This is a genomic window from Neisseria sp. P0006.S004, from assembly GCF_051963015.1.
Classification (GTDB): domain Bacteria; phylum Pseudomonadota; class Gammaproteobacteria; order Burkholderiales; family Neisseriaceae; genus Neisseria.
In genome coordinates, this window is record NZ_JBQCUS010000003.1 from 157666 (window position 1) to 181516 (window position 23851).

The 23851-nt window shown below is 48.9% G+C and carries 21 protein-coding genes; 16 read left to right on the forward strand and 5 right to left on the reverse strand.

Going from position 1 to position 23851, the window contains the following annotated elements:
* Positions 1 to 65 precede the first annotated feature (65 nt).
* A complete protein-coding gene (locus tag ACTHR2_RS05950; protein ID WP_063068664.1) occupies positions 66 to 1013 on the forward strand; it encodes a bile acid:sodium symporter family protein in 948 nt (315 codons plus the stop codon).
* 97 nt (positions 1014 to 1110) lie between these two features.
* Here ACTHR2_RS05950 and ACTHR2_RS05955 read toward each other — a convergent pair whose 3' ends face one another.
* On the reverse strand, positions 1111 to 1674 hold the full coding sequence (locus ACTHR2_RS05955) for a YceI family protein (RefSeq protein WP_070615259.1): 564 nt from the start codon (positions 1672 to 1674) through the stop codon (positions 1111 to 1113).
* 278 nt (positions 1675 to 1952) lie between these two features.
* Between ACTHR2_RS05955 and ilvD the strand changes: the two genes are divergently transcribed.
* From ilvD to ubiE, 7 genes are all read left to right on the forward strand, one after another.
* Entirely contained in the window at positions 1953 to 3812 is a 1860-nt protein-coding gene (gene ilvD / locus ACTHR2_RS05960; protein ID WP_263336859.1) for a dihydroxy-acid dehydratase, read from the forward strand.
* A gap of 69 nt (positions 3813 to 3881) precedes the next feature.
* Entirely contained in the window at positions 3882 to 4013 is a 132-nt protein-coding gene (locus ACTHR2_RS05965; RefSeq protein ID WP_256388404.1) for a hypothetical protein, read from the forward strand.
* Between the two features lie 68 nt (positions 4014 to 4081).
* Positions 4082 to 5371, forward strand: coding sequence for a CAP domain-containing protein (locus ACTHR2_RS05970; protein WP_263336864.1), 1290 nt, complete (start codon positions 4082 to 4084; stop codon positions 5369 to 5371).
* A 76-nt stretch (positions 5372 to 5447) separates the two neighbouring features.
* Positions 5448 to 5681, forward strand: coding sequence for a hypothetical protein (locus ACTHR2_RS05975; RefSeq protein WP_039862213.1), 234 nt, complete (start codon positions 5448 to 5450; stop codon positions 5679 to 5681).
* 1 nt (position 5682) lies between these two features.
* The gene (locus tag ACTHR2_RS05980) at positions 5683 to 6114 is read left to right on the forward strand and encodes a gamma-butyrobetaine hydroxylase-like domain-containing protein (RefSeq protein ID WP_004519944.1); all 432 of its coding nucleotides are present in this window, start codon (positions 5683 to 5685) and stop codon (positions 6112 to 6114) included.
* Positions 6115 to 6153: 39 nt separating this feature from the next.
* Entirely contained in the window at positions 6154 to 6498 is a 345-nt protein-coding gene (locus tag ACTHR2_RS05985; protein WP_263336872.1) for an MBL fold metallo-hydrolase, read from the forward strand.
* Positions 6499 to 6527: 29 nt separating this feature from the next.
* A complete protein-coding gene (gene ubiE, locus ACTHR2_RS05990) occupies positions 6528 to 7265 on the forward strand; it encodes a bifunctional demethylmenaquinone methyltransferase/2-methoxy-6-polyprenyl-1,4-benzoquinol methylase UbiE (RefSeq protein WP_004519946.1) in 738 nt (245 codons plus the stop codon).
* A 186-nt stretch (positions 7266 to 7451) separates the two neighbouring features.
* On the opposite strand, the gene ACTHR2_RS05995 is transcribed toward ubiE, so the two are convergent.
* Positions 7452 to 8582 carry a polyamine ABC transporter substrate-binding protein gene (locus ACTHR2_RS05995; protein ID WP_263336877.1) on the reverse strand — a complete coding sequence of 377 codons (1131 nt, stop codon included), beginning with the start codon at positions 8580 to 8582 and terminating at the stop codon, positions 7452 to 7454.
* Positions 8583 to 8832: 250 nt separating this feature from the next.
* Here ACTHR2_RS05995 and alaS point away from each other — a divergent pair, with 250 nt between their 5' ends.
* The 3 genes from alaS to ACTHR2_RS06010 all read left to right on the forward strand — a co-directional run bounded on the left by alaS (position 8833) and on the right by ACTHR2_RS06010 (position 13641).
* Positions 8833 to 11454, forward strand: a complete 2622-nt coding sequence (gene alaS / locus ACTHR2_RS06000; RefSeq protein WP_263336880.1) for an alanine--tRNA ligase — start codon at positions 8833 to 8835, stop codon at positions 11452 to 11454.
* 70 nt (positions 11455 to 11524) lie between these two features.
* Positions 11525 to 12919 (forward strand): AAA family ATPase, encoded by a 1395-nt coding sequence (locus ACTHR2_RS06005; protein WP_263336883.1) that lies wholly within the window; start codon positions 11525 to 11527, stop codon positions 12917 to 12919.
* Between the two features lie 38 nt (positions 12920 to 12957).
* Complete coding sequence (locus ACTHR2_RS06010; protein ID WP_440375485.1) at positions 12958 to 13641, forward strand: retron system putative HNH endonuclease; 684 nt, start codon at positions 12958 to 12960, stop codon at positions 13639 to 13641.
* A 366-nt stretch (positions 13642 to 14007) separates the two neighbouring features.
* Here ACTHR2_RS06010 and ygfZ read toward each other — a convergent pair whose 3' ends face one another.
* From ygfZ to ACTHR2_RS06025, 3 genes are all read right to left on the reverse strand, one after another.
* Positions 14008 to 14865 (reverse strand): CAF17-like 4Fe-4S cluster assembly/insertion protein YgfZ, encoded by an 858-nt coding sequence (gene ygfZ, locus ACTHR2_RS06015; protein ID WP_263336889.1) that lies wholly within the window; start codon positions 14863 to 14865, stop codon positions 14008 to 14010.
* A 122-nt stretch (positions 14866 to 14987) separates the two neighbouring features.
* A complete protein-coding gene (locus tag ACTHR2_RS06020; protein ID WP_070608800.1) occupies positions 14988 to 15551 on the reverse strand; it encodes a peptidylprolyl isomerase in 564 nt (187 codons plus the stop codon).
* A gap of 199 nt (positions 15552 to 15750) precedes the next feature.
* Positions 15751 to 18054 carry a TonB-dependent receptor gene (locus tag ACTHR2_RS06025; RefSeq protein WP_263336892.1) on the reverse strand — a complete coding sequence of 768 codons (2304 nt, stop codon included), beginning with the start codon at positions 18052 to 18054 and terminating at the stop codon, positions 15751 to 15753.
* 238 nt (positions 18055 to 18292) lie between these two features.
* On the opposite strand from ACTHR2_RS06025, the gene ACTHR2_RS06030 reads away from it, so the two are divergent.
* The 5 genes from ACTHR2_RS06030 (at position 18293) to ACTHR2_RS06050 (ending at position 23811) form a co-directional block, all read left to right on the forward strand.
* A complete protein-coding gene (locus tag ACTHR2_RS06030; RefSeq protein WP_263336895.1) occupies positions 18293 to 20059 on the forward strand; it encodes an ABC transporter ATP-binding protein/permease in 1767 nt (588 codons plus the stop codon).
* A gap of 146 nt (positions 20060 to 20205) precedes the next feature.
* A complete protein-coding gene (locus ACTHR2_RS06035) occupies positions 20206 to 20931 on the forward strand; it encodes a glycosyltransferase family 2 protein (RefSeq protein WP_440375486.1) in 726 nt (241 codons plus the stop codon).
* Between the two features lie 4 nt (positions 20932 to 20935).
* Entirely contained in the window at positions 20936 to 21865 is a 930-nt protein-coding gene (locus ACTHR2_RS06040) for an LpxL/LpxP family acyltransferase (RefSeq protein WP_440375487.1), read from the forward strand.
* A 26-nt stretch (positions 21866 to 21891) separates the two neighbouring features.
* Entirely contained in the window at positions 21892 to 22329 is a 438-nt protein-coding gene (locus tag ACTHR2_RS06045) for an acyl-CoA thioesterase (RefSeq protein WP_004519960.1), read from the forward strand.
* A 102-nt stretch (positions 22330 to 22431) separates the two neighbouring features.
* On the forward strand, positions 22432 to 23811 hold the full coding sequence (locus tag ACTHR2_RS06050; protein WP_263336905.1) for an MATE family efflux transporter: 1380 nt from the start codon (positions 22432 to 22434) through the stop codon (positions 23809 to 23811).
* Positions 23812 to 23851: the final 40 nt, after the last annotated feature.

Here is a 23851-nt window from a genome sequence, read left to right on the forward strand (position 1 = left end):
TTGCAAATTAAGGTTAAGGCGTGTATCCTTGACTTCCCTTAAAAACAACTTCACAACATATCATCATGAATACCCTCAACAAAATCAGCAACTTTATTGGAAAAACATTTTCCCTTTGGGCGGCGCTCTTTGCCGGCATCGCTTTTTCCGCACCTGAAACCTTCAAATGGGTCGGTCCTTACATTCCTTGGCTTCTGGGCATCATCATGTTCGGTATGGGCTTGACGCTCAAACCTTCCGACTTCGACATTTTGTTCAAACGCCCCAAAGCCGTCATCATCGGCGTGATTGCACAATTCGCCATCATGCCAGCAACCGCCTATCTGCTGGCCAAGCTGTTGAACCTGCCTGCCGAAATCGCAGTCGGTGTGATTTTGGTCGGCTGCTGCCCGGGCGGTACGGCTTCCAATGTAATGACTTATCTGGCGCGCGGCAATGTGGCTTTGTCGGTTGCCGTTACATCGGTTTCCACCCTGATTTCCCCATTGCTGACCCCCGCCATCTTCCTGATGCTTGCCGGTGAAATGCTGGAAATACAAGCGGGCAGTATGTTGATGTCCATCGTCAAAATGGTTTTGTTCCCCATCGTTTTGGGCTTGATTGTCCATAAAGTCTTGGGCAACAAAACTGAAAAACTGACCGACGCGCTGCCGCTGGTTTCCGTTGCCGCCATCGTACTGATTATCGGCGCGGTAGTCGGCGCCAGCAAAGGCAAGATTATTGAAAGCGGCCTGCTGATTTTCGCGGTTGTCGTACTCCACAACGGCATCGGTTATCTGCTCGGCTTCTTTGCCGCCAAATGGACCGGCCTGCCTTATGATGCACAAAAAACGCTGGCCATCGAAGTCGGTATGCAAAACTCAGGCTTAGGCGCCGCGCTTGCCGCCGCACACTTTGCCGCCGCGCCGGTTGTTGCCGTTCCCAGCGCATTGTTCAGCGTGTGGCACAATATCTCCGGCTCGCTTCTGGCAACTTATTGGGCAGCCAAAGCCGATAAAAATAAAGAATCCTAAACGTCTTTAATCATAAGGCCGTCTGAACAGGGATAAACGAAATCAACGATTTCTGCCTAAGCTGTTCAGACGGCTTTTATTTTGAAATCAAGCAGGATTATTGTTTGGCTGCTTCGATTTGGATATTGATGTTTACTTTTTTGCTCATACCGGCACTCACTAAATAATCCAAGCCCCATTTGGTACGGTCGATGGTGGTGCTGAAGTCGCCGCCGCATACTTCTGCTTTTAACATCGGGCTTTGGTAGCAGTTGAATTTGTCGGCTTTGAGTTTTACCGGCGCAGTTTTGCCGTTCATGGTCAAATTACCGTCAACAGACAGCAGTTTTTTGCCGTTGAAATTGAATTTGGTGGATACAAAACGGATTTCAGGGTATTTGTCTGCATTGAAAATATCGGCAGATTTCAAGTGTTGGGTAAAGTGTTCAGAACCGGTTTGCAGTTTGGACAAAGGCAATACGATATCGATAGAGCCTTGGCGTTTGGCGCGGTCAAATTCCAAATTGCCGGTCAAACCATAAATACCGCCGACGTTGGTGCTGGTGTTGAAATGGTCGATGGCAAAGCGGGCATTGGCATGGAATTCGTCCACTTTATAAACAGCGGCAGACGCAGCAGAAGCCAACATGGCCGAACACAATGCAAACATGATTTTTTTCATCGTCTTATCCTTAAAAGTGTGAGAAGTTCCCTATCATATCACTTTTTGATGCTAACATCTTTTGCAACTGAGAAAGACAGCGTTTCATCTTAAGAAAACTTCAGGCCGTCTGAAAGAATGAGCAGCAAATTCAGGTGAAGCAAATACAGTTTAGTTTTATTACAAAATAGCGTGCTTCATTGCTCGTAATTGGTATAAAATACCGAGTTATTTCTACAACGGGCCGCCAACCAACCAGCCTATTTCAGACGGCCTCAGCATAAAACAAAGGAACAAAAATGCCTGAATACCGCTCCAAAACCTCTACCCACGGCCGCAATATGGCAGGCGCGCGCGCATTGTGGCGTGCGACCGGCGTCATGGAAACCGACTTTGGCAAACCGATTATCGCCATTGCCAACTCCTTCACCCAATTCGTCCCAGGCCATGTGCACCTGCACAATATGGGTCAACTGGTTGCCCGTGAAATCGAAAAAGCTGGCGGCATTGCCAAAGAATTCAACACCATCGCCATTGACGACGGTATCGCCATGGGCCACAGCGGTATGCTCTACTCCCTGCCCAGCCGCGACCTGATTGCCGACTCCATTGAATACATGGTGAATGCCCACTGCGCCGACGCGCTGGTGTGCATTTCCAACTGCGACAAAATCACCCCGGGCATGCTGATTGCCGCCATGCGCCTGAATATTCCGACCATCTTCGTTTCCGGCGGCCCGATGGAAGCAGGTAAAGTTATCGGAGTTGCAAACATTCAACCCGAACGCCGTTTGGACTTGATTGACGCCATGATCGAATCGGCTGACGACAACATCAGCGACAAACAAGTCGAAGAAGTCGAACAAAACGCCTGTCCGACTTGCGGCTCCTGCTCCGGCATGTTTACTGCCAACTCCATGAACTGTCTGACCGAAGCACTCGGCCTTTCCCTGCCGGGTAACGGTTCTTATCTGGCGACCCACGCTGGCCGCAAAGAATTGTTCCTCGAAGCCGGCCGCATGATCGTCGAAATCACCAAACGCTATTACGAGCAAGACGACGAAACCGTACTGCCGCGCAGCATTGCCACTAAAAAAGCGTTTGAAAACGCCATGACCATGGACATCGCCATGGGCGGCTCTACCAACACTATCCTGCATTTGCTCGCCGTTGCCAACGAAGCCGGTGTCGATTTCAAAATGGCCGACATCGACCGCCTGAGCCGCGTTGTACCTTGCATCTGCAAAACCGCGCCAAACAACCACGACTACTACATGGAAGACGTGCATCGCGCAGGCGGCATCTTCGCCATCCTGAAAGAATTGGACAAAGCAGGCAAACTGCACACCGACGTGTACACCATCCATGCGCCGACGCTGAAAGACGCAATTGAAAAATGGGACGTGACTAATCCTGAAAACACCCATGCCATCGAGCGTTTCAAAGCGGCTCCAGGTGGTGTGCGCACTACTCAGGCGTTCTCGCAAAACCGTATGTGGAAAACCCTCGACCTCGACCGTGAAAAAGGCTGTATCCGCGATGTCGAACATGCCTACTCGCAAGACGGCGGCTTGGCAGTATTGTTCGGCAATATCGCCGAGCGCGGTTGCGTAGTGAAAACCGCAGGCGTAGACGAGAGCATCCTCAAATTTACCGGCCGCGCCCGCGTGTTTGAAAGCCAAGAAGACGCAGTAGAAGGTATTTTGGGCAACCAAATCGTAGCTGGCGATATCGTCATCATCCGCTATGAAGGCCCTAAAGGCGGCCCGGGCATGCAAGAAATGCTGTACCCGACTTCCTACCTGAAATCCAAAGGTTTGGGCAAAGCCTGCGCCCTGCTGACCGACGGCCGCTTCTCCGGCGGTACTTCCGGCCTCTCCATCGGCCACGCCTCGCCTGAAGCGGCAGAAGGCGGCGCAATCGGTTTGGTACACGAAGGCGACACCATCGAAATCGACATTCCAAACCGCAGCATCCACCTTGTCATTTCCGATGAAGAGCTTGCCGCACGCCGTGCCGAAATGGAAGCACGCGGCAGCAAAGCGTGGAAACCGGAAAAACGTGACCGCTACGTCTCCGCAGCCCTGCGTGCCTACGGCGCGATGGCGACTTCTGCCGACAAAGGCGCAGTACGCGACGTATCGCAAATCGAACGTTAATTAACCTGACTTTAAGGCCGTCTGAACGCTTTCAAGTGTTTCAGACGGCCTTCATTCAAACGGACAAATATGGACAAATTCATTTTAGCGATGATCGGCATGGCCATTGCCCTGTTGATTATTATTGGCGGCGGATTTATCGCTGTCGAATATTTCAAATCCCATCCTGAAGCATTCCAAGTCAAGCCGCTATCAAAATAATCATTTAACGGCATGAGTTTCAAGGGGAAAGAGCCGCAGCTCAAGGCCGTCTGAACGCAGTACATATAATGAAACACATTCTTTACTGGCTGGGTGGTTTTGCCGTCGCCCTCGGCATATTCCAATACTACGAAACCCATCGCTATTCCGAAGGCCAGCTCATCTATGCCCAACCGCCGCAAAATCGTTCTGCCGTCGCCGATTTTGACGCCTTGGCGTATTTAAACTTCCTCCGCTCCTCAGCCAATCTGCCCGCACTGGCGCACTCAGACACACTCGAACGCGCCGCACGCAATCATGCCCGCTATCTGCTGCAAAACCCTGACGATGGCCATGACGAACACAATACGCGCAATCCCTTTTATACAGGCCCACGCCCATCAGACCGCACGCGCAAAGCCGGTTATGCTTATAAAGGCGTGCATGAAAACGTCAGTACCGGCCAGCATCCGCCAAACGAAAAAATCAACGACCATCTACCAGCCCAACATCAGCTGGATAATCTGATGACAGCGATTTACCACCGCCTCTCCTTGCTCGATCAAAATATCGACGAGGCCGGAGCCGCATTTGAATCACAAGGCAAACAAATCGCGTTGAGCATCAATCAAGGCGACAGCAGATTTAACAGCCTCTGCCAGAAAAACCGCTCCCTCTCCGACCTCAGCCGTTCGTTTTATCAAGATGCCTGTCATGGTCATGCCATTGTTTATGCGGATGAAATTTCCAACCGCAAACTCCGGCCTTACATCACCTATCCGCAAGGCAACTTTGCTTCGCCGGTTTTCCATGGCGAACGTCCCGACCCTATGCCGCATTATGAAATGACCGGCAATCCGGTCAGCATCGCCTTCTCAGAACAATCGCCTCCGGTCAAAATGCGTTCGTTCAAACTGTATCAGGACACAAAAGAAATCAGAGATGTCAAAATCTTAGATAAAGATAATGACCCAAACCACCTCCTGACCGACCGCCAATTTGCGCTGTTTCCTTTACAGCCATTGGAATACGACACCGACTACCGTGCCGTGTTCGAATACCGTCAAAACGGAAAAGACCGAACGGTCGAATGGACATTCAGCACGCAAAAACCCGATTATCCTTATTTCATCGTCAAAGGCGGCGAAACGCTGGCCATCGAATCCGGACAAAAATATTTTATCCATTGGCAGGATTTTTGGTGCTTGAAGCAATGCGAACGCTACAACTACCGCATGAACCGCGACACCCAACTCGACATTATCGAGCGGCAGGCCGGCGGCATCATTATCCGTGTCAACGGAAGCAAAGGCAGCAGCATCCGCTTAATGCCCGAAGGCGAAGACAGGCGCGCCATTACACTTTATTTATGGAAATAAAGCCGTTTTCAGACGGCATGAAGCACCAAAAAGCTGATAAAATACCGCCTCACCACCCTACGGCAAGCTATCCAATATGACCAAACATCCGCAAACAGCAGCCAATACCCGCTATGCCTTTGCCAGCATTGCCGCCATGTTGGCCGCATTTTTACTGTTCGTTGCCGTGATGTTGCTGCCTTTGGGGCTGACGGCGGGCACGCAAGTAAGCCTGATACGGCTTTCACTCTACGCAATCGTGCTGTTTGCCGTACTTGGCGGTATTTTTTCTGTACGCGTTGCCTATTTGCGTAAAAAGAACGGAGCATGACATGACCCAAGCCGATAAAATTCCACAAGAAATCCGCCTCCAGCAAGAGCGGCGCGTACTGACTTTGGTCTATGTTGACGGTGCCAAGAGCCTTCCTGCCGAATACCTGCGCGTGTACTCGCCCAGCGCGGAAGTGCGCGGACACGGTGCCGGTCAAGATGTTTTACAAACAGGCAAAGCCGAAGTCAGCATTACCGATTTAGACCCCGTCGGCCAATATGCCTTGAAAATTACTTTTTCAGACGGCCACGACAGCGGCCTTTACGATTGGGACTATCTCTACCGGCTGGCGCACAATCAAGACGCGCTTTGGCAAGACTATCTCGACCGCCTCGAAAAAGCCGGCGCGTCCAGAACGCCAAGTGCCGAAGATTTAAAACCCAAACACACGCATTCCTGCGGTAGCGGAGGTTGCGGCGGAAAGGCCGTCTGAAAAAAGGCGAGACCGTAGCATTCAACGACGGCAGAATCATTGACGGCAAAGCGTTCCTCTCCGCCTAAAAAAGGACGAGTAGCGGCTATCTTCGGCGATACCAAAGCCTGCCCGCAGGCAGTGCGCGCCGCGCAAAACGCAGACGTTTTAGTGCATGAAGCAACCTTTGCGGCAGGCGATGAAGAGACAGCGGAACGAGTATTCCATTCGACCGTATCCGATGCCGCCAAGCTGGTTTTGCAAGCCAATGTGAAACAACTTTACCTGACCCACATCAGCACACGTTATACCGAAGAAGAGCAACGCCTGATGCTGAAGCGGCAGGCACAAACTATATTTCCCGCGTCGAAAGTGGTTGGCGATTTCGACGTATTCGATATCTGAATCCGTATTATTTTAAGAAGGCAGACACTATGAGCGACCACAAAACCCATTTCGGCTTCTCTACCGTTGACGAAGACGAAAAAGCAGGCAAAGTTGCCGAAGTCTTCCACTCCGTGGCAAAAAACTACGACATTATGAATGACGTAATGTCCGGCGGTCTGCACCGTGTTTGGAAACATTTCACCATCAATACCGCCCGCCTGAAAAAAGGTGACAAAGTATTGGACATCGCCGGCGGTACTGGCGATTTGTCCCGAGGCTGGGCGAAACGTGTGGGCAAAGAAGGCGAAGTTTGGCTGACAGACATCAACTCCTCCATGCTGACGGTCGGCCGCGACCGCCTGCTCAACGAAGGCATGATTCTGCCCGTATCGTTGGCAGATGCTGAGAAATTGCCGTTTCCCGACAACTATTTCAATCTGGTTTCCGTCGCATTCGGCCTGCGCAACATGACGCACAAAGATGCCGCGCTGAAAGAAATGTACCGCGTATTGAAACCGGGCGGCACCCTGCTGGTGTTGGAATTCTCCAAAGTGTACAAACCTTTGGAAGGCGTGTACGACCTCTACTCTTTCAAACTGTTGCCGATTATGGGCAAACTGATTGCCAAAGATGCCGACAGCTACCAATACCTCGCCGAGTCCATCCGTATGCACCCCGACCAAGAAACCTTGAAGCAAATGATGCTGGATGCAGGCTTCGACAGCGTGGATTACCACAACATGAGCGCAGGCATCGTCGCCCTGCATAAAGGCGTGAAATTCTAAGGCCGTCTGAAACAAACACAAAGGGCGTGATTGATAGACACGCCCTTTGATTGATAGACATGCCCTTTGTTTTTAAACCTTACCCAAGCCAAGCTAATACAAACCAAAGGCCGTCTGAACAGCCGTAAAACGAAATCAAGGATTTCGATTACACCATTCAGACGGCCTTAATACGTTTAAATCAGCTTAGGTTCCTGCTTTCACGCTTTGCCATTGACGGACCATAAATTTCAACGCCGCCGGTTGGATAGGCACCATGATAAAGCTGTTTTTCAAATCCTCCTCGGTTGGGAAAATTGTATTGTCGTTTCTAAACTCTTCATCCATCAGCTCTTGAGCCGGTTTGCTGGATGGCGCATAAGTAACAAAATTGCCGTTTTTAGCCGCAACTTCAGGATCTAAGAAATCATTGATATACGCATGGGCATTGGCCACATGTTTGGCATCTTTCGGAATCACAAACGAATCCACCCAAATCCCCACGCCTTCTTTCGGCATCATCACACGGATTTTTTCCTTGCCGCCTGCTTCTTCGGCACGACGTTTGGCAATGTTCAAATCACCGCCAAAGCCAATCGTTACGCAAGTATCGCCGCGCGCCAAATCATCGATAAAACCGGACGAGGTAAAGCGCTTGATGTACGGACGGTTTTTCTTCAAAACTTCCGTAGCCGCCTTAATATCCGCCGTTTCGCTGCTGTTTGGATTTTTACCCATATAGTTCAATACCATAGGATAAATTTCCGCCGCGCTGTCCAAATAGCTGATGCCGCATTGCTTGAGTTTGGACGTGTATTCGGGGTTAAACACCAAGTCCCATTGATTGTCCGGCAGCAGATCCGTGCCCAAAGCCTTTTTCACACGCTCGGTATTGATAGCGAAGGTGTTAGTACCCCAATAAAACGGAACGGCATATTCGTGGTTCGGATCAACGCCTTCCATCAGTTTCATTAACTGAGGATTCAAGTTTTTATAGTTGGGAATCAGGGATTTGTCGATTTTCTGATACGCACCTGCCTTAATCTGCCTACCGACAAACGCATTGGAAGGAGCCACGATGTCGTAACCCGACTTACCGGTCAACACCTTGCTCTCCAGCGTTTCATCGCTGTCATATACATCGTAAGTTACTGCGATACCGTGTTTTTTCTCAAACGCGGCAACCGTCTCGGGATCGACATATTCCGACCAGTTGTAAATGCTCAATACCTTTTGATTATCGGTTTGAGCCGCCTTGTCGGCAGAAGTTTTGTCCGAGCCGCCGCAGCCGGCCAGCGCCAGCGCAGTCAGTACGATGAGGGGCAGATGTTTGGTCATTATCATTCCTTGCGTATCCGGTTGAAAATAGAGAGGCATTATAAAGCAGGCAAGCCCGAGCGGATAGGCTTCATTGTTAAAAGATATTGCCCCGCTTGAGGCCGTCTGAAAGACGGGTTGCAGCCAACTTAAAACCTTTCTGCCGATAGCTTGAAATATGGTTTTGCGGTAAGATAACGCCCATTCGTTTTTAATCGCAACGCGCCGTCCGGGCCGTCTGAAATCCTTGTAAAAAATTTATCGAGATATTATGAAAACCACCGAACTACGCCAAAAATTCCTGAAATTTTTCGAATCTAAAGGCCACACCATCGTCCGCTCCTCCTCGCTCGTGCCACACGACGACCCGACCCTGCTGTTTACCAACGCTGGCATGAACCAATTTAAAGACGTGTTCCTCGGCTTTGACAAACGCCCCTACAACCGCGCCACTACCGCGCAAAAATGCGTACGCGCAGGCGGCAAACACAACGACTTGGAAAACGTCGGCTACACCGCCCGCCACCACACCTTCTTTGAAATGATGGGCAACTTCTCCTTCGGCGACTACTTCAAACGCGATGCGATCCACTTCGCTTGGGAATTCCTGACTTCCCCGGAATGGTTGAACATCCCTAAAGACAAACTGTTGGCAACCGTTTACGCAGAAGACGACGAAGCCTACAACATCTGGTTGAACGAAATCGGCATGCCTGCTGAGCGCATCGTCCGTATCGGCGACAACAAAGGCGCGAAATACGCGTCCGACAACTTCTGGCAAATGGGCGATACCGGCCCTTGCGGCCCTTGCTCCGAAATTTTCTACGACCACGGCGAAGAAATCTGGGGTGGCATTCCGGGCAGCCCTGAAGAAGACGGCGACCGCTGGATTGAAATTTGGAACTGCGTATTCATGCAGTTCAACCGCGACGAACAAGGCAATATGAATCCGCTGCCTAAGCCTTCCGTCGATACTGGCATGGGCTTGGAGCGCATGTCCGCCGTTATGCAGCATGTTCACAGCAACTACGAAATCGACTTGTTCCAAGACCTGCTCAAAGCCGTTGCCCGCGAAACCGGCGCAGCTTTCAGCCTGGAAGAACCAAGCCTGAAAGTCATCGCCGACCACATCCGCTCCTGCTCCTTCCTGATTGCAGACGGCGTATTGCCTTCCAACGAAGGCCGCGGCTACGTATTGCGCCGCATTATCCGCCGCGCCGTACGCCACGGTTACAAACTGGGTCAAAGCAAACCATTCTTCCACAAACTGGTGGCCGATTTAGTCAAAGAGATGGGCGATGCCTACCCTGAATTGAAAGAAAAACAAGTTCAAATCGAAGAAGCGTTGAAAAACGAAGAAAGCCGTTTTGCCCAAACTCTGGAAACCGGTATGGCTTTGTTGGAAAACGCGCTTGCCAAAGGCAGCAAAAAACTCGACGGCGAAATCATCTTCAAACTCTACGATACCTACGGTTTCCCATACGACTTAACTGCCGACATCTGCCGCGAGCGCAATATCGAACTGGACGAAGCAGGCTTCGAGCGCGAAATGGAAGCCCAACGCGCACGCGCACGCGCCGCACAAAGCTTCAAAGCCAACGCCCAACTGCCTTACGAAGGTCAAGACACCGAGTTTAAAGGTTATAGCGAACGCCAAACCGAATCCAAAGTCCTCGCCCTCTACAAAGACGGCGAGCAAGTTAACGAATTGAACGAAGGCGACGAAGGTGCCATCGTTATTGACTTTACCCCATTCTATGCAGAATCCGGCGGTCAAGTCGGCGATGTCGGCTATATCTTCGCAGGCGAAAACCGCTTTGAAGTACACGATACCCAAAAAATCAAAGCAGCCGTATTCGGCCAATTCGGCGTACAAACTTCAGGCCGTCTGAAAGTCGGCGACAGCGTTACTGCCAAAGTGGATGACGAAATCCGCAATGCCAATATGCGCAACCACAGCGCGACCCACTTGATGCACAAAGCCCTGCGCGATGTATTGGGCGAACACGTTGAACAAAAAGGCTCTTTGGTTACCGCCGAATCCACCCGTTTCGACATTTCCCATCCTCAAGCAGTAACTGCCGAAGAAATCGCCGAAGTAGAACGCCGCGTCAACGAAGCCATCTTGGCCAACGTTGCCGTCAACGCAGCCATTATGAGCATGGAAGATGCCCAAAAAACCGGCGCCATGATGCTCTTCGGCGAAAAATACGGCGACGAAGTACGCGTACTGCAAATGGGCGGTTTCTCTACCGAATTGTGCGGCGGTACACACGTTTCACGCACCGGCGACATCGGCCTCTTCAAAATCATCAGCGAAGGCGGTATTGCCGCAGGCGTGCGCCGTATCGAAGCCATCACCGGCCTGAACGCACTCAAATGGGCGCAAGATCAAGAGCGTTTGGTTAAAGACATTATTGCCGAAACCAAAGCTCAAACCGAAAAAGACGTACTGGCGAAAATCCAAGCAGGCGCAGCACACGCCAAAGCATTGGAAAAAGAATTGGCACGCGCCAAAGCCGAACTCGCCGTCCACGCAGGCACCAAACTCTTGGACAACGCAAAAGACTTGGGCGCAGCCAAACTCGTCGCCGCCCAAATCGAAGCCGACGCAGCCGCCCTGCGCGAAATCGTGACCGACTTAACCGGCAAATCAGAACAAGCCATCGTATTGCTCGCCGCAGTCAACGACGGCAAAGTTTCCCTGTGTGCAGGCGTATCCAAACCGTTGACAGGCAAAGTCAAAGCAGGCGATCTGGTTAAATTTGCAGCCGAACAAGTCGGTGGCAAAGGCGGCGGCCGTCCTGACTTAGCTCAAGCCGGCGGCACGGATGCCGATAAATTGCCTGAAATGCTGGTAAGTGTGGAAGGTTGGGTTAAAGAGAAGCTGTAATGTAGGAAAGTGCAGGCTGCCTGAAAGTGGGTTTTCAGGCAGCCTGAATTTAATATAAAGGATAAATTTGATGAAATTAAAAGAAATTCGTCTAAAGAACTTCCGTTGCTATGAAGATTTAACTGTTCCACTACATGAACAGCTAACGGTGTTAGTAGCACCAAATGGACAGGGTAAAACAGCGATTCTAGATGCAATTAGTATTGCTTTATGGGATTTTGTTAAGAAATTCGACTTAGCTAAACCATCCCCTGCTTATAATATCGGTATTAGTAAAAATGATATCCGTATCATTAAAGATATAGAAGAAATTGTAGAATATAGGCTACAAGGAGGTATGATTCGACAGCTTGATACGGAAATCATTGCAACAGATTTAAATGATTTCACATGGAAGCGCTATAAAGATAGTGAAACAGCGGGAAGTCGTACCAAAGAAGATAGTAATGCCCGACTATTACAAAAAAAAGCACAGAAAATACAGAAAAATATTCGTAATTCGCAGTTAGAAGCCCAAGATTTACCGCTTTTTGCTTATTATGGAACAGGGAGATTATGGCATGAAAAACGGCTTATGAAAAAGCAGAGACAAAATAAAAATGATAAAAAAATTCGCACTTTTGCTTATCAGAACAGTTTAGATCCTGCATCTAGTTATAAACAATTTGAAGATTGGTTTATTCAAAAATATAAAGAACTATCTAGGGAATACGCTATTTCTAGAGAAACAAAGGAAGATATATCGGAAATATTCAGAAAAATTCAGTCAGAAATAGCTAATGTTAGTGATGCAATAAATATTGTATTAAAAATTGTTGGATGGCAAAATCCAGAATATAGTGAAATATTTGATAATGAAATTGTTTTAGAGCATCCACAGTATGGATTACTAAAACTCAATCAGTTAAGTGATGGTATTCAAAATATTTTCGGTATGGTTGCGGATATTGCTTATCGTTGTTACCTTCTCAATTCTCATCTAGGAAAAAATGCAGCCAAAGAAACTGAAGGTATTGTTCTGGTTGACGAAGTAGATATGCACTTACATCCAGCATGGCAGCAGACCATTCTACAGGATTTACAAACAGCCTTCCCAAAATTGCAATTTATCGTTACTACACATAGCCCACAGGTATTAAGCACAATCAAGAAGGAACATATTCGTATTGTAAAAGATGGGGAACTGATAAAGTTAAATGCTGCAATACAGACCTATGGCGAATTAAGCAGTGATGTTTTATATACCGTAATGGAGGTTAATCCGCGTCCGCCAGTTCCTGAGCGTCAAGATTTGAACGAACTAACAAGGCTAGTGGACAGCGGTTTGTATAACGATCCAAAGGTAAAGAAATTATTGGACAACGTAACCATGGCACTTGGCGAAAATGCAGAGGCAATTAAACGAATCAAACGCAGCATTGAACGACAACAACGGTTTTCAAAATTAAAAGGACAGGACAAATAATGCGGCATATTAAGAAAATCAATAAGGGAGGAACGGCTATGCTTCATAATCAACATCATCATCCACCCACTACTTCGAAAGAAGCAACTACTCGGTGGCAAAGATTTAATGACAAATTAAAAAATTTAGAACTCTTATTATATGAGCAATACCATCTTTGTTGCTATAGTGAACTTCGTGCAGATGAAGAAGGTATTGACTACCATATTGAGCATATTGAAAATAAAAGCCAAAATCCTGCTAGAACTTTTGATTATACAAATTTAGTAGCCAGTGCATTTCGTTCCGATAATTTAAAGAAACTTCCAAATAATGTTTTTGGTGGACATGCAGTTGGCAAACGAGGTGTAAATGGTGCGGTAGATATGAATCAGTTTATTTCTCCGCTTCAAGCAAATTGCTCTGATTATTTTATCTATTTATCTGATGGCAGTATTAAACCAAATGCACGATTATCACAAACAGAACAAGATAAAGCTCTATACACCATAAATATATTAAATTTGAACTGTCCGTTTTTAATAACCAAACGGGAAGAAATTTATAAAGAACTAGAATCTTTACTCGATAAACATACAGATGATGAGATGGTATATTGGACAGAAATAGAACTTTTTCCGATAAAACATAGGTTGAGTAGTTTTTTCACACTCAGACGCCATTTTTTCGGTAATTTAGCTGAGCAGATTTTAGCAAACTATAAGAATGGGACTCTATTGTAAGAAAGCTGTATCCAAGCGTAGGTAGGATATGACCAAATGAAACATTTATATTGAAGCTATCTAGCAAGCCGTAGCCTGCATCCTACCAACCGCGTGCGTGGCTACGCCACACACCCTACCTGCGAGCGACGCAAACCTTAAGATTGAGGTGTAGAGTGTGTGCGGTACGCACGCACGCGGTTTTTGTTGTTACCAAATGATCCCAAACCATGCCGTAATTCAGTCGGCAGCAAACGCTGCTTGGGTCATGTACCAACAAAACTCAATATCAAAGGCCGTCTGAAAAATAATTTTCAGACGGCCTTTCTGTTTTCATTTAAAGCTGATTAATCCTTAAATTTAAGCTTTTTATTCAATCATCTAACATCAATCTTTCTCAACCGTAAAAAACAGTTCTTCCTGTTTCAAAGCATTGCCGTCTACATCGGTCAATGCTGCTTCTGCTGCGGAAAACTTGATAACGGCAAGGCTGAGGCTGCCTTGTTCAGTCAGTGCTGTATTAAGGATGACGCCTGCTTCTTCCTCGCCGACTTTGACGGCAATACCGGCGGCTTCTAAAGAATCGCCGCTTAATACGGCCAGACCGCGTTTGACTTGGCCTCGGTATTGGGCGCGGGCGATGATTTCTTGGCCGGGGTAGCAGCCTTTACGGAAATGGACTGCGCCGATGATGTGTTGATTGAGCATTTGAGCAACAGCCGCTTCTTTGGTTGCGGCGCAAATCCACGGATAGCTGCTGCGGATTTCGTGCAGGTTCCACGCGTTTTCGGCTCCTGCTTGATATTCGGCTGCGTTTTCGGCTGCTGAAATTTTCAGACGGCCTGTGTGCGGCAAGGCAATTTCTACGGCGTTTTCTTGAATTTGGGCAGGGAAAGACAGTTGCGGTTCGGTAGCAGGATGAGGTTCTGCATTGTCTGCCAATTCGCTGCTGACTGCCAAATCAGGCATCAACTCGAAGACAACTTTTGCACGCAAGACAAACATTCTCAGGCGTTTGACGATGGCTTCGGTCAGGTCTTGCGCCATGATCAACAGTAAATCTTCTCCACTATTGACGACCAACATATTCGCCAACACACGGCCTTTAGGTGTATTGTATGTGGCGTAACATGCCTGACCGATAGCTAAATTATTAATATCGTTGGATAATTGACCATGAAGAAATGAAGCTCTGTCTTCGCCGCTGACACGGACAACACCGAAAAAAGGCAGGCGGGTTTGCATAATCGACTCCTTAAATTGTGGATGCTGAATTATCGCCCAAATTACCGCTTATTATCAAATAAATAAATTCAGGCCGTCTGAATGTTTCAGACGGCCTGCTGTTTGGATTCAAGTAATCAAAATTATTTGATGCTGACTTTACGGATAATCACGGCTTCGGTTGGAACGTCTTGATGATAGCCGCGTGTCGCTGTTTTCACTTTGCTGATTTTACGAACCACATCCATACCGGAAGTGACTTTACCGAAAACGGCATAGCCGTAGCCTTGAGGGGTTTTGCTTTTGAAATTCAAAAAGTCGTTGTTGGCTGTATTGATAAAGAACTGGCTGGTTGCGGAATTTGGATCGCCGGTACGCGCCATGGCGATGGTGCCGACGTTATTTTTCAAGCCGTTGTATGCTTCATTAGTGATGGCTTTATCGGTAGATTTTTGTACCATATTCTCGGTAAATCCGCCGCCTTGAATCATAAAATTGTCGATAACGCGGTGGAAAATCGTGTTGTCGTAAAAACCTTTTTTGGCGTAATTGACAAAGTTTGCCACGGTTTTCGGCGCTTTGACTTCATCCAGCTCCAGTTGGATGTTGCCCATATTGGTTTCAATCACGGCATGGGTAACCGCTTGCGCTTGCACGGAAAGTGAGAGTGCAAGGGCGCACAAGGTCAGTTTGATGGATTTTTTCATATGTCTTCTCGAATGATGTATTGTGAAAATGGAATATTAACCTTGTTTCGCGTGAAATCCATAAAAAACATGTAAGATTTTTCAAGCAAAAAACATAAGGCAATCAAATTAGGCCGTCTGAAAAGGGATAAAAACCAAATTCTTGCTTTTTATCATTCCTTTTCAGACGGCCTGCTATTACGGTCAAACCGAAATCAGATTAGAAATCCAATTCCGCTTTCAGCCAATAAGTGCGCGGCATACCGACGACGGCGAAGCTGCGGTCGTATTGGCCGCGTTGCACCTGCCAGTAGTTTTTGTTGAACAGGTTTTCTACCGAGCTGCTGACGGTCAGGGTGTTTTTGCCGAGCTTGGTTTTGTAGCGCGCGCCTACGTCAACCAAAGTGTAGGATGGGAAGGCGTATTGTTTTTGCGTGTCTTGGTAAGACTTGCCGAAATACGAAACATTGCTACTCAAGGTCAAGCCTTTGGCAAACGGGGTGTCCCATTCAACGCCTGCTTTGGCAATCACGCGCGGGTTGGCGACTTGTACGCCGTTAACCAGCATATCGCGTGAATTTGGGTAGTCTTTCACGGTCGATTGCAGATACATCAGACCCAAAGTCGGACGCAAAGTATTGTTGAGCAAGTTCGCGTAGGTGTTGAACTCGATACCGCGACTGCGTTCCATGCCTTGTTCGTCTCCGGCCGCGCCGCCTTGGGCTTTATAGTGGGCAAAATCAGAATTGTTGCCATAGGTCAGCGTTGTTGTTGTTACCCCATTTATTGTCTTGGTGGTTGTCTGACCGCGCCAGTAGCCCGGACGTTTGATTTGGAACGCGTTCAACGTGGTCACGAAATTACCCCAGTTTTTGCGCACACCGACTTCAAACTGACGGCTGACACGAGGTTTGGACATGGTGGTATGGCCGTCATCATCGGTTTTGATGTCGGCAGGCTCCAAGTCTTCCATGTAGTTGCCGTACACGACCAAGTCAGGTTGCGGTACCCATGCAGCCATCAGCATCGGGCTGAAGCGTTTGGAATCTCCGCTTTGACCTTCTTTTTTATTGGTGTATTCAACTGCTTGGAAACGTCCGCCCAGCGTCAGGCGGTATTTATTGTCGGCAAAGCCCAAGGTGTCGGACAAAGCCAGGCTGTTGACTTTGATATTGGCATCCAAGTTGGCAGAGTTCGCCCATGAGTTTGGATAGTCAGCTCTAAATGATGCCAATTTACTCTCAATATTTTCGTTTGCTTTTACTTCTACCTTGCTTTTACCGGCTGCACTACCATTGATCGTTGCACGTTGACGGATAATGCGGTCAAAAGCAGTACTCCAGTTATGCGTTACCGGGCCGGTTTCAAATTCGCCGCGCGCGGATAAATTCATACTCAAAGTACGGAAATATTGGTCGGTCAGGCGTGCCGTACCTGTGTGGTATTGGTTGGCACTTGAGCAAGTTGCGATTTGGCTGCTTGCGCCATCTTTGCCGCAAATAGTTGGAGAAATCAGCGTGCCGTAATAACGCGCCTTGTTGTAACCGATACCGCCTGTAATCTGTGCATTGTCAAACGCATCCCATTCGAAAGTCAGCATATTGGTTTGACCGACGGTATTTTGCCAGTTCCAGCTTGGCAACAGATTTGTTTTGCCATCCGGTGCATCGAACAAACGACCATCAGCGTTTTGGATGTCCTGCATACGCGCGCGGCCGCCATTGGTTTTGCGTTTCGCGTAGATGGAATCGAACGCCACGCGCAGTTTTTCGCCGCGATAATCGGCATTCAATGCAAATTCTTTGTTGTCTTCGCTGTAACCGTGGCGCGGGGTGTCGCCGTGGCGCAGTTTGCCGTTGGCACGCACGCCGAATTCTTTGTTTTCGCCGAAGCGTTGACCCAAGTCGAACGTACCTTGGGCGCGGTTGTTGCTGAACCAGCCCAAACCGATTTTGCGGTTGCCTTCGTCGGCGGCTTTTTTGGTTTCGATGTTGACGGAACCGGATACCGCGCCTTCAGGGTCCATGCCGTTTACGGCAGTGGATGCGCCTTTAATCAGTTGCGCGGAGCCGACTTGCACGCTGGCCGTACCTTGTGTGCCGTACATACCGGCCAAGCCGTTGACGCTGAATTGGCGCGCATCAAGTTGATAACCGCGGAAATACAGGCCAGTCAAGGTGTTGCTTTCACCGCCGAACTGCCAAGTCGAAGCGTCTTTTTTCGCTACGGCATCTACCAAAGTACGCGCTTCGGTATTGTTAAGGGCTTTTTCGTCGTAATTGACCACAGTAATCGGAGCGGTAAAGGCATTCGCTTTACCTAACACACCCAAATTCACACGGTCGCGCATATCGCCGTCGCTGGCAATAGAATAGGAGCGTGCGGCCTTCACGCGTTTGGCGTCGGCATGGACTTTGACTTCCTGCACTTCTGCATATGCTTCGGGAGCAGAAGTGGCTTCATCGGCGGCGTAGGCGAATGCGCTTGCAACCACAAGCGGCATCAGGGCTAATTTGCTGTTCATAAAATACCTTCTGGTTTGAAATATTAATAATTCTTATTTCTTATATCGAGTAAAAAATTACAAAGTAATTTGGTTTTGCGATTATATTTGATAAGATTTCTGCTTTCCACAAAAACAAATAAGAACCGTTTGTAAATACAAAAATACAACAGTTCAGAAAACTATTATTACAGTTACCATAGTCAAATAAATTTGCCGTCCTTTCAGACGGCCTTTACTTCCTTTCAGAGAACACCCCATGCAAAAATGGCAAATCGAGCTTTATTCCACGCCGTCTTGGCTATTGCAGACCTTATTGATGGTCGCTGCAGCCTCGGCGGTAATTCTGTTTTTTGCACGCAACACACGCTTCGGGCGCGAGTTTAGCTATATCCTGCGGCTGTGTCTGACGCCGAAAAGTGCAGTTAAAGTATTGCTGCTGATTACGGCGATGATTACGCTGCTGCTGACCGAAGTGCGGTTGAATGTTTTGAGTACCTTTATGTCCAAAGGGCTTTACGACTCGATGCAGGATTTGAATGCCTCCGCGTTTTGGATGTTTGCAGCGATGAATGCGGGCGTGGTGTTGATACGGGCGTTTAACAACGTCGTCAACGACTTTCTCGATCAAGGCTTGGCGATTAAATGGTCGGAGCGGCTCAATGAAGTTTTGACTTCACGCTGGCTTGCCGACAAAAACTACTACCGCCTGCAAATGCGCCGTCATGCGCCAGACAATATCGACCAGCGTATCCAACAAGATGCGCAGGATTTCATCGCCTCGACCATAGAATTTGTGCGCGGCATGGTCAATTCGGTCGTTACCTCGCTGGAATTTGCCGTTGTTTTATGGGGTTTGGCGGGCATCCTGACCGTGTTCGGTTTCGACATTCCGCACGGCATCGTTTGGTTTGTCTATATGTTTGTGATTTTGGCGACCTTTATCGCCATGTGGATAGGCAACCCGTTGATTCGTTACAACTATGAAAACGAAAAGCTCAACGGCGACTACCGTTATTCCCTTATCCGCGTGCGCGACCACGCCGAAAGCGTGGCGTTTTACAGCGGTGAAAAACACGAACATGACCAGCTTTCCGACCGTTTTAAAGCCATTATCCGCAACCGTTGGCGCATTGCGCGGCAAAGCGTCTGCCTGAGCGGCTTTAACGATATGTTCACCAACGGCATCAAACTCTTCCCGATTATTTTGCAAGCTCCGCGCCTGTTTGCCGGACAAATCAAAATCGGCGACATCCAGCAGACCGTCCAAGCTTTCGCACGACTGCAAAACGCGCTGTCTTTCTTTCGAATGTTCTACAACAAATTCACCGCCTACCGCGCCCGATTGGAACGTCTGTACGGCTTTTTGCTGAGTACGGAAGAAAGACACACCGCACGACAACCCGACCTTACCGAAGTTTCAGACGGCCTAATCTTAGAAAACGTTGCCCTATACCGCCACAACGGCGAAGTTTTATTAGACGGTATCAATATCAACCTCAAAAGCGGTAATTCCCTGCTGATACGCGGCCCGAGCGGTTGCGGCAAAACCTCGCTGCTGCGCGCGCTGGCTGGGCTTTGGCCGTTTGGCAGCAGCGGCAAAGTCAGCCATCCGCCGCATCAAGACATCCTCTTCCTACCGCAACGCCCGTACACGGCACAAGGCAGCCTGCGCGACGCGATTTGTTATCCCGACATCGACAAACAGCATCCCGAGTTAGCCGAAGCCATGAATACTTGTCGATTAGGTTATCTGGTCGATAAATTAGATAAAACCGATGACTGGCAACACAAACTCTCCCCGGGCGAACTGCAACGCGTCGCCTTCGTCCGCGCCCTACTCTCGCAGCCCAAAGTTATCCTGCTTGACGAAGCCACCGCTGCCTTGGACGAACCGACCGAAGCCCTGCTCTACCGCGCCTTAAAGCAAAAACTACCCGACAGCATCATCATCAGTATCGGCCACCGCAGCACGCTCAACGAATTTCATGATTTATGCCTCGATGTCGGTCATGTACAATGCTGAATTAATGGCATATAAAAGGCCGTCTGAAACAGTGAAAAACGAAATCAAACGATTTTGTCATCGCCGTTTCAGACGGCCTTTTCAAACGCCATGGCATGTTTATTTGCTATACTCTGCATTGTGTTAACGTCGTCTAAAAAATATTTATGAAAACCCTGGCCCTTATTCCACATTACAACCACCCGACCACCATCAGCCACGTTGCCCAAACCATGCGTGGCTTCGGTTTAAACGTTTTAATTGTAGACGACGGTTCACGCGAAGAATGCAAACCTGTATTGCAGGCTTTGGTTTCAGACGGCATTGATGTCCTTTACCGCCCAATCAACGGCGGCAAAGGCGCAGCGGTCAAAACCGGCTTGGAATACGCTCAAGAACATGGCTATACCCACGTCTTGCAGGTCGATGCAGACGGCCAACACTGCTTGAGCGACACACCCAAACTCCTCGCAGCAGCAGAACAAAACCCCGAAGCCGTTGTTTGCGGCTGGCCGCAATACGGCGATGATGCGCCCAAAGCGCGGCTGTACGGACGCAAAATTACCGACTTCTGGAATATGATGCACACTTGGTCATGCGACATCAAAGACGGCATGTGCGGCTTCCGCCTCTATCCGCTTGCACCCGCACTATCCGTTGTCCGCGAAGAAACCGTAGGCGACCGCATGGACTTCGACACGGAAATCCTTATCCGCCTGTACTGGCGCGACGTCAAGCCAGTTTGGATTAAAACGCCCGTCCAATACGCCGCCGACGGCGTGTCCCATTTCGATGCCTTTGCCGACAATGTCCGCATCAGCAAAATGCACACACGGCTATTTTTCGGTATGTTGAAACACCGATTGGGTAAAGTTTTCGGAAAGGCCGTCTGAAACCATGACCGACAATAAACAAACCCATTGGGCGGCGCAGCCCGAACGCGGCAGCCGCCTATTTCTCGCTCTGACCACATTGATGGTGCGCTATCTGCCGGCTTTTTTCATGAGGCCGTGCATTTGGTTTGTGGTGCTGTATTTTTATGCAACCGCGCCCAAACCGCGCCGTCATGTTTTACGCTATCAAACCCGTCTTCAGACGGCCTTTCCCCATACTGTCCTGCCGAAACACAGCGTATTCAAACAATTCGTCGCATTTGGCGAAGCGGTTTGCGACCGTTTTGCCGTGTGGCAACGCAAAATCCGTTATGAAGATTTGGTAATTGAAGACCCGGACGACATCTATTCGCAAGTCAAGCGCAACGAACGCGGCCAGATTTTTGCCTGCTCACACTTGGGCAATACCGAAGTTTGCCGTGCGCTGGTATCGCACCACAAAGATTTCAGACTCAATGTATTAGTACACAGCAAACACGCGCAGGCATTTAACGAGGCATTGCAAAAAGCCGGCGCAGATCATATCCGTCTGATTCAGGTGACAGATTTGGACACCACCCTGATGATGGAATTGAACCGCCGTATCGAAGACGGCGAATGGATTGCCATCGCGGCCGACCGTGTGCCTGTACGTGGCGAGAAAACCGCCGACATTAATTTCTTAGGCCACACGGCCCCTATGCCGCAAGGCGCATGGCTATTGGCTTCGCTTTTAAAAACGCAGGTAAACACGCTGTTTTGCGTCAAACAAAACGGCCGCTATCATTTGAAACTGCGCCGCTTTACCGATACTTCCAGCTGGAAACGCGGCAACCGCGAGGCTGCCGTCAAAGACGCAATGCAGCGTTTTGCCGACATTTTGGCGCAAGAATGTGCGCAAAATCCGCTACAATGGTTCAATTTTTATGATTTTTGGGGCGAAGACGCCGTCTGAAACCATCACACTCACTCTATTAAACCATGAAAAAACACATCTACTGCCAACACAGCTTTGAAACCGAAGTTCCTTTTTTTGACGTAGATGCCATGCACATCGTGTGGCACGGCAACTATGTCAAATACCTTGAAACCGCACGTTGTGCTTTTTTGTCTTCCATCGGTTACGACTACAATGAGATGGGACGGCAGGGGTACAGCTGGCCGATTGTGCAGATGAACCTCAAATACATCCGCCCTGCCCGTTTCGGCCAAAAAATCCGCGTTGATATGGACATCGTCGAGATCGAAAGCTGCCTGCGTATCGATTACACCATTTACGATGCCGAAACCAATGAAAAACTGACCCGCGCTTCGACTACCCAAGCCGCAGTTTCGCTTTCAGACGGCCTGATGCAGTTTCAAACGCCGGACAGCTGGTTGGAAGCAGTAAAAAGACATCCGACATTTAAGGCCGTCTGAAGAATTTAGCGATTAAACAACATATTGCCTGTTTATCAGCTTTACCCTTTATAATTTTAAGTTTCTGTTTCAGACGGCCTTTATCCTCAAATCGCACACATTATGCTACTGAACCTCAACCGCTTTGCCTTTCCTGTTTTCTTAAAAGAAACCCGCCTGCTTACCGCCCTCGCCCTGCCTATGCTGTTGGCACAAGTGGCGCAAGTGGGCATTGGTTTTGTCGATACGGTGATGGCCGGTGGCGCAGGTAAGGAAGATTTGGCCGCAGTGGCTTTGGGCAGCAGCGCGTTTTCCACGATTTACATTACCTTTATGGGCGTAATGGCGGCATTGAACCCGATGATTGCCCAGTTGTACGGCGCAGGTAAAACCGAAGAAGTCGGCAAAACAGGAATGCAGGGCATTTGGTTTGGCTTGTGTTTGGGCGTATTCGGCATGTTGTTGATGTGGGCGATGATAACGCCGTTCCGTCATTGGCTGACATTGAACGATTATGTCGAAGACACGATGGCGCAATATATGTTCTTTACCAGCTTGGCAATGCCGGCCGCCATGATACACCGCGCCCTGCACGCTTATGCCTCCAGCTTGAACCGCCCGCGCGTGATTATGTTGGTCAGCTTCGCGGCATTTGTGTTGAATGTGCCACTGAACTATGTGTTCGTTTACGGCAAATTCGGTATGCCTGCTTTGGGCGGCGCAGGTTGCGGCGTGGCAACGGCGGCGGTATTTTGGTTCAGCGCATTGGCTTTGTGGCTTTATATCGCCAAAGAAAAATTCTTCCGTCCGTTTGGTTTGACGGCAAAAATCGGCAAACCCGATTTGACGGCTTTCAAACAGATTTGGAAAATCGGCGCACCCATCGGCTTGTCTTATTTTCTAGAAGCCAGCGCGTTTTCGTTTATCGTCTTTTTGGTGGCACCATTTGGCGAGGACTATGTCGCCGCGCAACAAGTCGTCATCAGCCTGTCGGGTATTTTGTATATGGTTCCACAAAGCGTCGGCTCGGCAAGCACGGTACGCGTAGGCTTTTCACTCGGACGACGCGATTTTTTTCGGGCGCGTTATATTTCAGGAGTTTCGCTGGTATTGGGCTGGGTACTTGCCACCTGCACCGCGCTGCTCTTGGTCATCTTTCGCTTCCAGTTGGCCGGTATGTACACCAACGATGCGGCAGTATTAGGTATTGCTGCGACCGTTTTATTTTTTGCCTCCCTATTCCAACTGGCAGATGCCACCCAATGTATCGCTTCATATGCGTTGCGCGGCTATAAAGTGACCAAAATGCCGATGTTCATCCATGCCGTGGCTTTCTGGGGTTGCGGCCTGTTGCCCGGCTACCTGCTTGCCTATCATGCCGATATGGGCATTTACGGCTTTTGGACCGCGCTGACCGCTTCACTGACGATTGCTGCCATCGCATTGGTATGGTGCCTGGAGCTTTGCAGTAAAGAGATGGTCAAATCACATAAGGCCGTCTGAAATTTCTTTCAGACAACCTCCATTGATGTTTTATTTATGA

Bases quoted from the DNA above. Each gene is read 5' to 3' on its own strand.
- ACTHR2_RS05950 (WP_063068664.1), top strand. From the start codon at position 66: ATGAATACCCTCAACAAAATCAGCAACTTTATTGGAAAAACATTTTCC.
- ACTHR2_RS05955 (WP_070615259.1), bottom strand. From the start codon at position 1,674: ATGAAAAAAATCATGTTTGCATTGTGTTCGGCCATGTTGGCTTCTGCT.
- ilvD (WP_263336859.1), top strand. From the start codon at position 1,953: ATGCCTGAATACCGCTCCAAAACCTCTACCCACGGCCGCAATATGGCA.
- ACTHR2_RS05965 (WP_256388404.1), top strand. From the start codon at position 3,882: ATGGACAAATTCATTTTAGCGATGATCGGCATGGCCATTGCCCTGTTG.
- ACTHR2_RS05970 (WP_263336864.1), top strand. From the start codon at position 4,082: ATGAAACACATTCTTTACTGGCTGGGTGGTTTTGCCGTCGCCCTCGGC.
- ACTHR2_RS05975 (WP_039862213.1), top strand. From the start codon at position 5,448: ATGACCAAACATCCGCAAACAGCAGCCAATACCCGCTATGCCTTTGCC.
- ACTHR2_RS05980 (WP_004519944.1), top strand. From the start codon at position 5,683: ATGACCCAAGCCGATAAAATTCCACAAGAAATCCGCCTCCAGCAAGAG.
- ubiE (WP_004519946.1), top strand. From the start codon at position 6,528: ATGAGCGACCACAAAACCCATTTCGGCTTCTCTACCGTTGACGAAGAC.
- ACTHR2_RS05995 (WP_263336877.1), bottom strand. From the start codon at position 8,582: ATGACCAAACATCTGCCCCTCATCGTACTGACTGCGCTGGCGCTGGCC.
- alaS (WP_263336880.1), top strand. From the start codon at position 8,833: ATGAAAACCACCGAACTACGCCAAAAATTCCTGAAATTTTTCGAATCT.
- ACTHR2_RS06005 (WP_263336883.1), top strand. From the start codon at position 11,525: ATGAAATTAAAAGAAATTCGTCTAAAGAACTTCCGTTGCTATGAAGAT.
- ACTHR2_RS06010 (WP_440375485.1), top strand. From the start codon at position 12,958: ATGCTTCATAATCAACATCATCATCCACCCACTACTTCGAAAGAAGCA.
- ygfZ (WP_263336889.1), bottom strand. From the start codon at position 14,865: ATGCAAACCCGCCTGCCTTTTTTCGGTGTTGTCCGTGTCAGCGGCGAA.
- ACTHR2_RS06020 (WP_070608800.1), bottom strand. From the start codon at position 15,551: ATGAAAAAATCCATCAAACTGACCTTGTGCGCCCTTGCACTCTCACTT.
- ACTHR2_RS06025 (WP_263336892.1), bottom strand. From the start codon at position 18,054: ATGAACAGCAAATTAGCCCTGATGCCGCTTGTGGTTGCAAGCGCATTC.
- ACTHR2_RS06030 (WP_263336895.1), top strand. From the start codon at position 18,293: ATGCAAAAATGGCAAATCGAGCTTTATTCCACGCCGTCTTGGCTATTG.
- ACTHR2_RS06035 (WP_440375486.1), top strand. From the start codon at position 20,206: ATGAAAACCCTGGCCCTTATTCCACATTACAACCACCCGACCACCATC.
- ACTHR2_RS06040 (WP_440375487.1), top strand. From the start codon at position 20,936: ATGACCGACAATAAACAAACCCATTGGGCGGCGCAGCCCGAACGCGGC.
- ACTHR2_RS06045 (WP_004519960.1), top strand. From the start codon at position 21,892: ATGAAAAAACACATCTACTGCCAACACAGCTTTGAAACCGAAGTTCCT.
- ACTHR2_RS06050 (WP_263336905.1), top strand. From the start codon at position 22,432: ATGCTACTGAACCTCAACCGCTTTGCCTTTCCTGTTTTCTTAAAAGAA.